We start from the raw sequence: 13,814 nt of genomic DNA on the forward strand, positions 1-13,814 counted from the left end.
AGCCCCCTGAAGGCGGAGTAGGATATGATGACAGATAAAACATCAACTATTACTTATAAGTCCCCCTTTAGGAGATCAGGCGTCGCTGCCTACCTCTTTGGCTGGAACCCCTATAAATTCGAATGGGCCAATCTTGACAATGACATCGCCCGACTTGCAGCAGGCGAAAAGGTGGAAGATAATTGGAGTGTTGCCAGCCACAAGTCCATTAAGCCTGGCGATCGTGCTTATGTGGTACGCGTGGGTGTTGAGCCGAAGGGCATCTTCGCCTCCGGGTATGTTTCATCTGAGCCTTTCCTGGCATCGCGCAAGGGGCGCATTTATCACCGCATCAATATTGAGTTTGATGTTTTGCTGAATCCTGATAAAGAACCTATATTAAACTTAAACATCTTAAAGACCGGCGCGCTTGCCGATCAGAACTGGACGCCGCAGGCATCAGGCATATCCATCCGCCCGCAACTGGTAGAGGAATTAGAAGGTGTTTGGTTAGATTTCCTTGGCGAACACCCTAAGTTCGGGGTTATGTAAAGAAACGTCGCAATCAGCCCCTTAACTTGTCGTTTTTGCACATTGGCTTGTTTTAGGTAACACCCTACCTTTGAATAAACTAAATCAGGAAACTGATGGCAACTCAAATCTTTTTAAACCTTCCGGTTAACGACCTTAACAGATCAATTGAATTTTTTACCAAGCTGGGCTACACCTTTAATCCAAAATTCACTGATGAGAAAGCAACCTGTATGATCATCAGCGATACCATCTACGTAATGTTATTGACCCGCACGTTCTTCCAGACCTTTACTGAGAAACGCATTATTGATGCGCACAATGAGGTAGAGTGCTCGATATGTATTTCATTAGAAAGCAAAGAAGCGGTTGATGAAATGGTTGCCAAAGCAGAAGCGGCTGGCGGCAAGATCCCTAACCCTGCAACAGACTACGGCTTTATGTACCAACACAGCGTAGCCGACCTCGATGGCCACCACTGGGAATTTATGTGGATGGACCCAAATGGCATGCCTGAGCAGCAATAAATACATTTGTCATGCTGAACGTAGTGAAGCATCTTTCCAAGATCACGCAATTTGTTAGATTCTTTCCTGTCGCTAAGAATGGTAAAGTATTTTAATAAAAAAGCCATCAGTCTTATCAACTGATGGCTTTTTTATTCAGATCTTCCGGAACTATCACACTTTGATCTCAACTTCAACACCGCTTGGCAATTCAAGCTTCATTAAAGCATCTACAGTTTTCGAGTTAGAGCTGTAGATATCCAATAAACGTTTGTAAGAACATAGTTGGAATTGCTCGCGAGCTTTTTTGTTTACGTGTGGTGAACGCAATACAGTAAAGATTTTCTTTTCGGTTGGTAACGGAAGTGGTCCGCTAACTACAGCGCCTGTTGGCTTTACTGTTTTTACGATCTTCTCAGCTGATTTATCAACCAAGTTGTAATCGTACGATTTTAATTTGATCCTGATTCTTTGGCTCATTTTGTTTGTTTTTGGTAACCATCCCTAAGAGCTATTTATTAGGAACGATCGGTTATTTATTAAAGTTGATTGGCAACTAATCTTTAATCACCAATCAACCAATCTCTATACTTATTCTACAGAAACTTGTTTGCGGCCTTTTGATTTAGCCACAACCTCGTCTTGTACGTTACGTGGAGCTGGTTCGTAGTGGTCAAACTCCATGGTTGAAGTTGCACGGCCTGAAGTAATAGTACGTAATTGAGTTACGTAACCAAACATCTCAGAAAGTGGTACCATTGCTTTGATAACCTGTGATCCGTTACGGGTATCCATACCTTGCAGCTGGCCACGACGACGGTTCATGTCACCGATAACATCACCCATGTTTTCTTCAGGGGTAAGGATCTCGATCTTCATGATAGGCTCTAACAATACCGGTTTTGCTTTTGGTAAAGCTTCGCGGAATGCTGAACGACCAGCGATCTCAAATGACAATGCATCTGAATCGACCGCGTGGAACGAACCATCGATCAAACGAACTTTTAAGCTGGTAAGCGGGTAACCTGCCAATACACCATTGTCCATGGCTGATTTAAAGCCTTTTTCAACAGATGGGATAAACTCGCGAGGGATTGAACCACCCACAATTTCGTTAACAAATTGTAAGCCTTCTTTCTCGTCATCAGCAGGTGAAATAACAACCTGGATGTCAGCAAATTTACCACGACCACCAGTTTGTTTCTTGTATGTTTCACGGTGTTGTACAGTACCTGTGATAGCCTCTTTGTAAGCTACTTGCGGAGCACCCTGGTTAACCTCTACCTTAAACTCGCGTTTAAGACGGTCCATCAGGATATCTAAGTGAAGCTCACCCATACCAGAGATAACTGTTTGACCAGTATCTTCATCAGTTTGTACGCGGAATGTTGGATCCTCTTCAGCTAATTTACCTAAAGCCATACCCAACTTATCAACATCGGCCTGAGTTTTAGGCTCGATTGCCAAACCGATAACCGGCTCAGGGAACACCATTGACTCAAGAACCAATTGGTTTTTCTCATCACAAAGAGTATCACCTGTTTTGATATCCTTGAAACCTACTACCGCAGCAATATCACCAGCACCTACGTTAGGGATAGGGTTTTGCTTGTTAGCGTGCATTTGGAATATACGGGAGATACGCTCTTTTGACTCTGAACGCATATTGTACACGTATGAACCGGCATCAAGATTACCAGAGTAAACGCGGATAAAGCATAAACGACCTACAAATGGGTCGGTAGCAATTTTAAACGCTAAAGCGGCAAATGGCTCTTTAACATCCGGTTTAACCAATATTTCTGCACCAGTATCAGGGTTAGTACCGACAACACCCTTAGAATCCAAAGGTGAAGGCATTAACTCCATCACGTAATCAAGCATGGTTTGTACACCTTTGTTTTTGAAAGATGAACCACAAGTCATCGGAACGATCTTACCAGCCAAAGTAGCCTGGCGTAACGCGTCTAATACTTCACGCTCAGTGATAGTGGTTGGATCATCAAAGAATTTCTCCATTAATGAATCATCAAACTCAGCTACCGCTTCTAATAATTTCTCTCTCCACTCAGTTGCCTCATCTATCATATCGTCAGGGATAGGCACTTCAGTAAAGGTCATACCTTTATCGTGCTCATTCCAAACAATACCACGGAAGTTGATCAGGTCAACCACGCCTTTAAACTGGTCTTCGGCACCAATTGGCAATTGCAAAGGGATAGCAACGCTGCCCAGCATTTCTTTAACTTGTTTTACAACGTTAAGGAAATCGGCACCGCTACGGTCCATTTTGTTAACAAAACCAATACGTGGTACGTTGTAGTTGTTAGCCAAACGCCAGTTAGTTTCTGACTGTGGCTCAACACCATCAACCGCACTAAATAAGAACACCAAACCATCTAATACACGCAGCGAGCGGTTCACCTCTACGGTGAAATCCACGTGGCCCGGCGTATCAATGATGTTCATGTGATAGTTATGGTTACGGTATTTCCAGTTTACAGTAGTAGCTGCAGATGTAATTGTAATACCACGCTCCTGCTCTTGCGCCATCCAGTCCATTGTAGCTGCACCTTCGTGCACCTCGCCAATTTTGTGGCTAACACCGGCGTAGTATAATATACGCTCTGTAGTAGTGGTTTTACCCGCATCAATGTGAGCGGCAATACCAATATTTCTTGTGTATTTAAGATCTCTTGACATGTCTTTTTTTTAAATGAGTGAATGAGTGATAGAGTGAATTTGCGAATAAGCAATTTACTGATTAGGTTATTGTTACCTTTTCAATAAATCACTCATTCAATCATTCACTAATTCATTCATTAGAATCTAAAGTGTGAGAACGCTTTGTTAGCCTCAGCCATTTTGTGCGTATCTTCTTTCTTCTTAACAGCAGCACCCTCGCCTTTAGCAGCAGAGATGATCTCGCCGGCAAGTTTCTCCATCATGGTTTTTTCGCCACGTTTGCGTGCATAGCTAATTAACCATTTCATACCTAAAGCGATTTTACGCTCCGGACGAACCTCGGTAGGAACCTGGAAGTTAGCACCACCTACACGGCGGCTTTTAACCTCTACAGCAGGCATAACGTTGTTAAGCGCCTTTTTCCAGGTATCTAAACCGCTTTCGCTGGTTTTTTTCTCAACTATGTCAACTGCATTATAAAATATAGCGTATGCGGTAGATTTTTTACCATCATACATCATGTTGTTTACAAACCTTGTAACCAAAGTATCGTTAAATCTTGGGTCAGGAAGGATAATTCTCTTTTTTGGTTTTGACTTTCTCATTGTATTCTATCCTCCTTAATTATTTCTTTTTACCTTTTGCAGGGGCTGCAGCAGCTTGTCCTGGTTTAGGGCGTTTAGTTCCGTATTTAGAACGACGCTGGTTACGGCCTGCTACACCAGATGTATCTAATGCACCACGGATAATGTGGTAACGTACACCAGGTAAGTCTTTAACACGACCACCACGGATCAAAACAATTGAGTGTTCTTGTAAGTTGTGGCCTTCACCAGGGATGTAGGCGTTAACTTCTTTACCATTTGTAAGGCGCACACGTGCAACTTTACGCATTGCTGAGTTTGGTTTTTTAGGGGTAGTGGTATACACGCGTGTGCACACTCCTCTTCGCTGTGGACAGCTGTCCAACGCCGGAGACTTACTCTTGTCTTCCAGAGCTACTCTACCTTTTCTAACTAATTGCTGAATAGTAGGCATTCTTTGCTTTTTGTTTTTACAGTTTTATCCTTATTTTAAGGACTGCAAAGGTAGGCACTATTTTTTGATTTTCAAGCGCTTGAGTAAAAAAGTTTTTGGTTGATGGGGAGCGAGAGATTGGAGCGAGAGCGGGGCGCCTGCTAATTCCCCCTCTTGAGAGGGGTTAGGGTGTGTTATGAAAGCGATAATTAAGTATAGCAAAGCAAAACCAGTACTACTATTTTCAGCCAGCCCCGCTTTGCGCTCATACGGCACAGGCCTTAAGCGCGGGGCCGGTATCCGCTGCAATCGGGTTTAGGGGCGCTTCGACCAACGCGTCATTACGAGAAACGAAGCAATCCCCTACTTACAGAGCCGCTTGTCCTAAAGAGATTGCCTCGTTCCTCACAATTGACGCGGGTATTAATACCGCTACCCTGTCAGCAAAAAAGCTTCGGGCCAAAGCCTGCAGAACAAACTGGCCTCGTGCGACGGCAAGGGCATAGCAATACTTGCCAGAAGAGATGGCCATTAGTGAACGAAGTGGCGGCAAGATTTTGCAGCCCGTGGTTCTTCGCGCTTGCAGGGCAATGGCTTGTGCGGCAACGAAGCCTATTTGCTGACTTGATCTTTTACTTCTTTTGTATCAATACAAAACGGCGAAGCCCTCTTGAGCGCCCCTTAAAAATAAACAACCGCGAAAAACAAGTAGCCCCTGCGGCAATGAGCAGACTGACACTAATCAAAGCAATAACTTAACCCAAGCCCACTGTTGTTGATGACAACACCAACAACGGCCTGCTACTTGCAGACGGTATAATGTTTTAACACTGACAAAATCACGCCAGTCGCAAACCACTGATTATCAATGATTAAGAAAACACTAACGGAATAATGTCAGTCGCAAAAAATTGAACATCAGATGTTCACGAGTGTTCACGGTGTTCATGCGCGTGAACGTGAACACCCAACATTCCGCCCGGATCCGAAAAATTTTAAAATATTTTTTTGCTATTAAATCTAAAATTATACTTTTGCCACCCCAACGCGAAAGTAGCTCAGTTGGTAGAGCACGACCTTGCCAAGGTCGGGGTCGCGAGTTCGAATCTCGTCTTTCGCTCAAAAGCCTTCCCAAACCCGGAAGGCTTTTTCGTTTTCAGCTATTTGAGAGTATATTTAAACTCAAAACTTTAGCAACATGAAAACCGACCTTTACACCAAAACCGTCCTTACTATTATTGCAGTTGTGCTAACAGCCAACTTGTTTAAAGCCACTATTACACCAGCCTTAGCTGATTCAAAAAAATTTGTAACCCTGCCTGTGAACCCCGACGGCAGCATCAACGTAAATATCAATAAGGTTGCCTCCCCTATGGAAGTTAAAATAACCGATGTTGATCGCAGCGCATTTTACTATGTAATGCCTATTCCTGTTAAGGTTACACAATAATTTAATTTTTAATAACGGGCCAACCGATCAGATACCTGTAAATAAAGAAAAGTTTAGTGGAAAATGGACCTTGCGCAGTTTAATAGCAACAAAAAAACCGCCCTTTTGGGGGCGGTTTTCATATATAATTAAATCTTCCTATTTAAGCGGCGGGAATTTCGCACCGTCAAATATACTACTTTGTGCGGCCATCTTTTCAACCGCCTGCCATGTACGTGGTGCATCGGCGGACAGGTTGGTAAATTTATCCTTGCCTATCAGGATGTCGTCTTCAATACGCACACCAATGTTCCACCATTTCTTGTCACATTTGCTGCCTGCCGGGATGTAAATACCCGGTTCAACCGTGATGATCATGCCTGCTTCCAAGTTACCAGCGTATGGCCCTTTATCATGCACATCTAAACCAACATGGTGCGATACACCGTGCGGGTAATAGGTACGCAGTTCTTTAGCATCATTGATGATCCCTAACTTGATCAAACCGGCTGCTAACACCTCACCTGTTTTTTTCTCCAGATCGCTGTATTTAATCCCGGCTTTGCACATATTGATAACCTGTTCCTGTGCATCATAAACAACCTGGTAAATTGCTTTTTGCTCCTCGGTAAATTTGCCTGTTGGTGGTACTGTACGGGTAACATCGGCAGAATAGCCATGGTACTCAGATCCTACATCTAATAACACCATTTGGTTGTTTAAAACGGTCTCATTGTTTTCTTCGTAGTGCAAAATGCAGGCATTAGCACCTACGCCTATTATCGGCGGATAGCCTTCATCCTCTGCACCATACTTTTTGTGTACATACAGCAATATACCTTCCAGTTCGCGCTCGCTCATGCTCGGCTTAATGGCTTTCATCACTTCTGCATGCGCAATGGCCGATAGCTGTGCGCTTTTGCTCATCAGGGCAATTTCTTCCGGCTGTTTGATACCGCGAAGCGCAGTGGTGTATTCTGTAAAAACATTTGATGTACCGTATTGTGCCTTCAATTTCGCTTTTACACCCTCAAGCGCAACAGAATCCATCCCTACAGAGATTTGCTGCAGCAACGGTTCATTCTTGTGAGCGTCATCCTGCATCCGCGGCTTCAGGTATTTTATTATCTGCTCCAGATTATGTGTATTGGCGTAAGACATTACCACCTTAACATCGGTGATTAAACCTTTATCAATGTCTTTTACACCGGCTTTGGTTTTAAACGACTTTATCATCGCCTGCAAACCACCACCGGCAGCATCAGGCAAATTATCGTAAACAACGGTTGTGAACTTTTTAAGATCAACCGGCATCTTGCTGAATTCGTTACTGTTGTAAACTCGTTTGAAACCCAGTTGTGATTTAGAGCCATCAACACCTAAACGGCGGCCGGTCCATTGCTCCTGTTGTGGGTCGCGTTTGCGCACATATAATATTTCATTAAAGGCTGTATCACCGGTTCCCTGCAGGTCTTTAAACACCAATAATGCAGCATCGGGTTCTTTATAGCCCGAGAAATAATACAGATCGGGATTTGCATGGTAAACATAGTTTACATCGTTGGAAAAAACGCGCTCGGGATATGCGAAGATCACCGCTACCGAATTTGCCGGCATCAGCTTGCGTAAAGCATCGCGTCTTCCTGCATGAAATTCCTTTGATAAATAATCTTTGGGGATGCTGTTCTGTGCCATGCTTTGCTGGCCAAATACTGCAGCTACCGATAAGGCTAAAATTGCCTTGCTTAATACTTTCATGTTAATTGCTATTGGTTTAGTAAAACACGGCGTTAAGTTAGGATAAATTGTTTAAATAGATAAGCCGTTAAAGTAGCTTGAATTAACAATGGCTTATCTCAATTTAGGGTTACGATATATTCCGTTACATCGCTGGCTAAAGCAGATAAAAAAATCTCGCGTTCGGGTTGGATGTCCTCCACATTAGGTGGCAATTGATCCATGTAGCTAAAATGACCTGCATTTTCGTCCAAAATAAACCTTACTTCGTGCCTCTTTTCAAGCATCTGCTTAAACAAAATTGTTCTTTCGGGCGGTGTGACAGTATCCTTAGCACCTGTTCGCAGATATACCCCGGTGTTTAACGTGTGTAATGCTCCCGGATGCAAATAGAAATCTACAGCCGGCGCAAGAAGCACCAACCCATTAAATTGGCTCTTGAATTTAGTCTCAACAATATCTCCTGAAAAGGTCATCGCTTTTGCCCCCGCCAGTGCAAGCAACAATGTTGCCCCGATAGAATGCCCGATGCCTATAATAGGTATTGCTGCGGGTGTAATATGTTTAGTCAAGGCAATTTCAAGCTTACCAATGCGCGAATCCAGTTGTTCCTTAGTAGGTGTTTGCCCTGGTATCATGTCAAAATGCGGGGCTATAACTGTACATCCTTGGTCGGCAATAGCGCCAAGCAACGGAAGATGCCTCGTTGGACTGCCTCCGCGCCCCGCTGCAAAAACCACTAACGATTTTGGGTTGGTTGCTTCCAAAACGCTAATTGAAAACTTTACGCCCTGGTGTTGCAGCTGCACCGTGCTTTCAGAAAAATTCATCAATATATATTTTGCCGGTAAAAATAAGCTTTAACTTTATCGCATTCGGATATCTTTAAAAACATCCTATCCAATGCATAACCGTTACAAAAAGATGCATTTAACTACCTGATAAACAAGGCAAAAAATTTTGCGCACTATCGAACAACCGGTGTTCGATTACGAACAATTTTTGTATTTATAAATCTCGCAATTAACTTGTAATCAAATATTTACTTGTTTGGCACATTATTGCATTGGTACTTAAAGCAAGCTTGTTTGCAACGTACCTATTAAACTTTATTTATCATGCTAAAGAATTACCTGAAAATTGCCTGGCGCAATCTTATCAAAAATAAAACGCACACGTTTATTAACGTTGCCGGTCTATCTGTCGGCATGGCGGTAGCCATACTTATAGGTCTTTGGGTATTTGATGAATTATCATACGACAAATACTTCAAAAATCATGACCGCATTGTACGAGTAATGCAAAACCAGACCATCAACGGCGAAGTGTTAACCAGCAACTCTATGCCTATACCTTTAGGCACAATGCTGCGAGATGAGTACAAGAGCGATTTTAAATATGTTTCGCTATCAAGCTGGACGTTCTCGCTCGGTATATCGTATGGCGAACAAAAGCTGGTAACCCATGGCAACTACATGCAGCCAGAAGCGCCCGATATGTTGAGCCTAAAAATGATCAAGGGCAGCCGGGATAACCTGAAAGAACCTACCTCTATCCTTATCTCCCAAAAACTGGCAAAAGCTCTGTTTGGTAACACCGACCCTATGGACAAGGTAGTACGCATAAACAACCAGTACGACCACAAGGTAACCGGTGTTTACGAAGACTTACCTGCAAATACCACCTTCAGCGATATGGAGCTGATAGCACCATGGGATAGATACGTTGCTTCGCAACCATGGTTAAAAAGGGCTTCAACCCGCTGGGGCAATAACTCGTTCCAGATTTTTGCACAGTTGCAGCCGGGGGCCGATATCAACAAAGTTTCGGCACGCATTAAAGACCTGAAGCTTAAGAACATCATTTTGCAGGGCGATGATGTTGGTGCGGCATTTAAGCCGGCCGTTTTTCTGCACCCTATGGACAAATGGCATTTACATAGCGAGTTCAAAAATGGCGTAAATACAGGCGGTGGCATCCAATTCGTTGTCATGTTTGGTATTATCGGTGCGTTTGTATTACTGCTGGCCTGTATCAATTTCATGAACCTAAGCACTGCCCGTTCAGAAAAACGTGCTAAAGAGGTAGGCATTCGCAAAACCGTAGGTTCATTGCGTGCGCAATTGGTAGCCCAGTTCTTCAGCGAATCGTTATTGGTAGCGGCATTTGCCTTTGCGGTAAGCATATTATTGGTGGTGCTGGCATTGCCCTGGTTTAACCAGGTTGCCAACAAAACCATGTCGGTACTTTGGGATAAACCGCTGTTTTGGGTAACTGGCATAGGCTTTACTTTACTCACTGGTATTATAGCAGGTAGCTATCCTGCATTTTACTTATCATCTTTCCAACCGGTTAAAGTGCTAAAGGGAACCTTTAAAGCCGGCAAGCTTGCCGCGTTGCCGCGTAAGATGCTGGTGGTGTTGCAGTTCACCGTTTCGGTAACACTTATTATTGGCACCATTGTGGTGTTTCTGCAGGTACAGCATACCAAGAACAGGCCGGTTGGCTACAACCGTACCGGTCTGTTACAGGCCGATATGCGTACTGATGCCATACACAAAAGCTTTGCCGCCGTAAGGAACGACCTGATACAAACCGGTACCGTGATAGACGCGGCAGAATCCGGCAGTCCGTTAACAGCGGTTTGGTCAAACAACAGCGGTATGCAGTGGCGCGGAAAAGCGCCGGGCCAGCAGGATGATTTTGGTACTATACCCGTAAGTCCAACTTTTGGCAGAACCGCAGGCTGGAAAATTATCCAGGGACGTGATTTTAACGAAAATTACAAATCAGACTCTACTGCCATTATTATCAACGAAGCTACCGCTAAATTCTTGGGTTTCAAAAATCCGATAGGAGAAATTGTAAAATGGGATACTGAATTTAAAATCATCGGCGTTGTTAAGGATCTGGTGATGACATCTCCTTACGAACCCGTTAAGACCACCATTTTTGGTATGTCTAAAGAGAAAGGCGATGTATTGAATATTAGGCTGAACCCTAAAGTCGGCACGCATGAAGCATTGGCAAAGATAGAGGCCGTAATTAAAAAGTACGACCCGGCCAGTCCGTTTGATTACAAATTTACTGATGAAGAATATGCCAAAAAATTTGCTACTGAAGAACGCGTAGGTAAACTGGCCGGTTTCTTTACCATATTGGCTATATTTATAAGCTGCCTTGGCTTATTTGGCATGGCATCTTTTATGGCAGAACAGCGCACCAAAGAAATTGGCGTTCGCAAGGTATTAGGTGCATCTGTATTTACATTATGGCGCTTAATGTCTGTTGATTTTGTGGTACTGATAACCATTTCCTTAATGCTGGCCATACCAACGGCCTACTATTTTATGCAAGGCTGGCTACAGGATTATAAATACCGAACGGATCTATCATGGTGGATATTTGCTGCAACAGCCGTGGGAGCGTTGGCAATTACCTTACTTACTGTAAGCTATCAGAGCATTAAAGCTGCTATGATAAACCCGGTGAAAAGTTTAAAAACGGAGTAGTAGGGTCATTGGGTCATTGGGTCATTAAAAGTATTTCACTATCACCTTTTGTTTTATGCATTTGAATAGAAAACTTCTCTTTCTGGCTTTATATTTTGGTGCAAGTAATTGCTTTGCGCAGGTTAAACCCAAAGCTTCAGACTTTACTGTGGTAAACCGTCAGCTCAACATTAAAGACGATGGCACCGTGCAGGTGAACGGCGTAGATAACGCCGGCTTTGTATGGCTTAATAATCGCCGGTTTACATACGGCACTATTGAGTTTGATGTAAAAGGCAACGATAAATTACAGGGCAGTTTTGTAGGTGTGGCCTTCCATGGTTTAAACGATAGTACTTATGAATCAATCTATTTCCGTCCGTTTAATTTTAAGGCTGATGACGCTATAAGGCGAAGCCATGGTGTACAATACATTGCCCCTCCGCTGTTTGATTGGCCAATACTGCGCGAGAAATATCCCAACAAATACGAGTTAGCTGTAACGCCGGCACCAGACCCTAATGGCTGGTTCCACGCCAAAATAGATGTAATGGCGGATAAGGTAAGCGTGTATGTAAATAATTCCGCTACGCCCGCTCTTGTAATTACTCCGCTCACTCATACCGGTGGTACAAAAATTGCCTATTGGGTAGGCTTCGGCTCCCCTGGCGACTGGAAGAACCTTAAAATAACCGACAAGAAATAACTCATTAAAAAAGCCCGATGCATTGCACCGGGCTTTTATATTATGTATTACAAAATTACTGATCTCTGATCACTAATCTCCAATCACTAACTAACAGTATTGCTCAAACGCGTCGATCAGGTTATCGGCGATCATTTGTGCAGGGCGGCCTTCTATCTGATGGCGCTCTATAATGTGTACCAATTTACCATCTTTAAACAAAGCCATTGATGGCGATGATGGTGGATAAGGCAACATCAGGTTACGGGCTGCATCAACAGCTTCACGCTCCATGCCGGCAAATACAGTTACCAGTTTATCCGGATGTTTTGCATTGGCAGCAGCCATACGTGCAGCAGGGCGTGCGTTAGCAGCGGCACAACCACAAACCGAATTCACCATTACAAAAGTGGTACCTTCGCTTTTAATAGCAGCATTAACCTGCTCTGCATCTTTCAATTCTTCAAAACCAACGCGGGTTAATTCTTCGCGCATTGGCGCAACTAAATATTCTGGGTACATCATAATTTTTACTTCGCTAATATTCAGTGCAAAAGTACCAAATTCAAAATAAAAACAACCCGTAATCAGAATAAACCGTATTAATTGACGTTTCGGTTATAAAATATTGAAAGATGGATGGCGAGGGTAAGTGTGGTATATTTTTTTGCCGGTATTACTATATTGCAATCTGTAGTTTTTAACCCTAATAAAACTATTGAATTAAACTTAAAACAGAACATTTAGGTATGGGATTTCTTTTTAACAGAAATGAGGCCCAGCCACGCATTGTACAGGTTAAGGCCAAGCATGTAAATTCGCTAAAATTTACGGTAGCTGCTGTACTTATTGTGGTAATGGTGCTCATGACAGCGATCATTCGCTTAAGCACGCAAACAGAACAGCAACGCCATGAGAACAGCAGGTTGCAATCGCAAATAGCTACATTACAAGGTGAAATTGACAAGACTGAGCAGAACGCTCTGCTTGAAACGGCACAAAAAGACGGCCAGCGAAGTAAAGCGGTATCATACCTGGCAGATATACAGTCAAAGCTAAAACGCATTAACGAGTATATGAGCAAACGCGGTTTGCGCAATATCTCCTTCCGCAAACTTAACATCGACGAGAAGCCTAAAAGCGAGACCAAACTGTATGCTGATTTTAACAATTACCTTGACAGGCTGGTTACTACCATAGCCTATACTCCTATGGGTTACCCGCGTCTAAGTTCGTTCACGTCATTTTTTGGTTCGCGCGGCAATCCCTTTGATTTTGGTGGGAGCGAGTTTCATCCGGGTATCGATTTTAGCGGGCATAAAGGCGACCCCGTAAAATGTACTGCCAGCGGCAGGGTTATTTTTGCAGGCAGGGCCGGTGGTTATGGTAATTGTGTAAAGATCCGCCATAACAACAATATCGAGACCTGGTACGGGCATCTTTCAAAGATAAACGTAAAGGAAGGTCAAAGGGTTGATGTTGGTCAGCTGATAGGCAAAGTAGGTTCAACGGGCCGCTCAACCGGGCCGCACCTGCATTATGAGATCCGCAAGAACGGACAGCCCGTTAACCCTAAGCAATATTTGAGCTTGAATTTGTAGTTTAGAGATTAGTTACCGGAGGTTGGAGATTAGTTGAAACTCCTGATATATAAGGGCGATGATTAATTCATCGCCTTTTTTATATTTGAGCTTGAATTTGTAGTTTAGAGATTAGTTACCGGAGGTTGGAGATTAGTTGAAACTCCTGATATA

At 43.4% G+C, this 13,814-nt stretch carries 13 protein-coding genes and 1 tRNA gene; 7 read left to right on the forward strand and 7 right to left on the reverse strand.

Going from position 1 to position 13,814, the window contains the following annotated elements; translation table 11 throughout:
* Positions 1–24: 24 nt before the first annotated feature.
* A complete protein-coding gene (locus tag FPZ42_RS02645; protein ID WP_146268931.1) occupies positions 25–531 on the forward strand; it encodes a hypothetical protein in 507 nt (168 codons plus the stop codon).
* A 95-nt stretch (positions 532–626) separates the two neighbouring features.
* Positions 627–1,037 carry a VOC family protein gene (locus FPZ42_RS02650; protein ID WP_146268932.1) on the forward strand — a complete coding sequence of 137 codons (411 nt, stop codon included), beginning with the start codon at positions 627–629 and terminating at the stop codon, positions 1,035–1,037.
* A gap of 153 nt (positions 1,038–1,190) precedes the next feature.
* On the opposite strand, the gene rpsJ is transcribed toward FPZ42_RS02650, so the two are convergent.
* The 4 genes from rpsJ to rpsL form a co-directional block, all read right to left on the reverse strand.
* Entirely contained in the window at positions 1,191–1,496 is a 306-nt protein-coding gene (gene rpsJ / locus FPZ42_RS02655; protein ID WP_022830652.1) for a 30S ribosomal protein S10, read from the reverse strand.
* A 111-nt stretch (positions 1,497–1,607) separates the two neighbouring features.
* Entirely contained in the window at positions 1,608–3,719 is a 2,112-nt protein-coding gene (gene fusA / locus FPZ42_RS02660; protein ID WP_146268933.1) for an elongation factor G, read from the reverse strand.
* A 119-nt stretch (positions 3,720–3,838) separates the two neighbouring features.
* On the reverse strand, positions 3,839–4,306 hold the full coding sequence (gene rpsG, locus FPZ42_RS02665; protein ID WP_095703447.1) for a 30S ribosomal protein S7: 468 nt from the start codon (positions 4,304–4,306) through the stop codon (positions 3,839–3,841).
* A gap of 19 nt (positions 4,307–4,325) precedes the next feature.
* Positions 4,326–4,739 (reverse strand): 30S ribosomal protein S12, encoded by a 414-nt coding sequence (gene rpsL, locus FPZ42_RS02670; protein WP_079717716.1) that lies wholly within the window; start codon positions 4,737–4,739, stop codon positions 4,326–4,328.
* Positions 4,740–5,765: 1,026 nt separating this feature from the next.
* Between rpsL and FPZ42_RS02675 the strand changes: the two genes are divergently transcribed.
* Both FPZ42_RS02675 and FPZ42_RS02680 read left to right on the forward strand, forming a co-directional pair.
* A tRNA-Gly gene (locus FPZ42_RS02675) sits at positions 5,766–5,838 on the forward strand.
* Between the two features lie 78 nt (positions 5,839–5,916).
* Entirely contained in the window at positions 5,917–6,168 is a 252-nt protein-coding gene (locus tag FPZ42_RS02680) for a hypothetical protein (RefSeq protein WP_146268934.1), read from the forward strand.
* A gap of 138 nt (positions 6,169–6,306) precedes the next feature.
* On the opposite strand, the gene FPZ42_RS02685 is transcribed toward FPZ42_RS02680, so the two are convergent.
* On the reverse strand, positions 6,307–7,905 hold the full coding sequence (locus FPZ42_RS02685; protein WP_186458668.1) for an aminopeptidase P family protein: 1,599 nt from the start codon (positions 7,903–7,905) through the stop codon (positions 6,307–6,309).
* 98 nt (positions 7,906–8,003) lie between these two features.
* Positions 8,004–8,714, reverse strand: coding sequence for an alpha/beta fold hydrolase (locus FPZ42_RS02690; RefSeq protein WP_146268935.1), 711 nt, complete (start codon positions 8,712–8,714; stop codon positions 8,004–8,006).
* A gap of 288 nt (positions 8,715–9,002) precedes the next feature.
* On the opposite strand from FPZ42_RS02690, the gene FPZ42_RS02695 reads away from it, so the two are divergent.
* Entirely contained in the window at positions 9,003–11,396 is a 2,394-nt protein-coding gene (locus FPZ42_RS02695; protein ID WP_146268936.1) for an ABC transporter permease, read from the forward strand.
* Positions 11,397–11,451: 55 nt separating this feature from the next.
* Positions 11,452–12,081, forward strand: a complete 630-nt coding sequence (locus FPZ42_RS02700) for a hypothetical protein (protein ID WP_146268937.1) — start codon at positions 11,452–11,454, stop codon at positions 12,079–12,081.
* A gap of 90 nt (positions 12,082–12,171) precedes the next feature.
* Here the strand turns inward: FPZ42_RS02700 and FPZ42_RS02705 are convergent, their stop codons facing one another.
* Positions 12,172–12,582: a BrxA/BrxB family bacilliredoxin gene (locus FPZ42_RS02705; protein WP_146269547.1), complete on the reverse strand. Its 411-nt coding sequence runs from the start codon at positions 12,580–12,582 to the stop codon at positions 12,172–12,174.
* Positions 12,583–12,809: 227 nt separating this feature from the next.
* Between FPZ42_RS02705 and FPZ42_RS19430 the strand changes: the two genes are divergently transcribed.
* The gene (locus FPZ42_RS19430; protein ID WP_222431532.1) at positions 12,810–13,661 is read left to right on the forward strand and encodes a M23 family metallopeptidase; all 852 of its coding nucleotides are present in this window, start codon (positions 12,810–12,812) and stop codon (positions 13,659–13,661) included.
* Positions 13,662–13,814 lie beyond the last annotated feature (153 nt).

This window comes from Mucilaginibacter achroorhodeus, assembly GCF_007846095.1.
In the GTDB taxonomy this organism is placed as follows: domain Bacteria; phylum Bacteroidota; class Bacteroidia; order Sphingobacteriales; family Sphingobacteriaceae; genus Mucilaginibacter; species Mucilaginibacter achroorhodeus.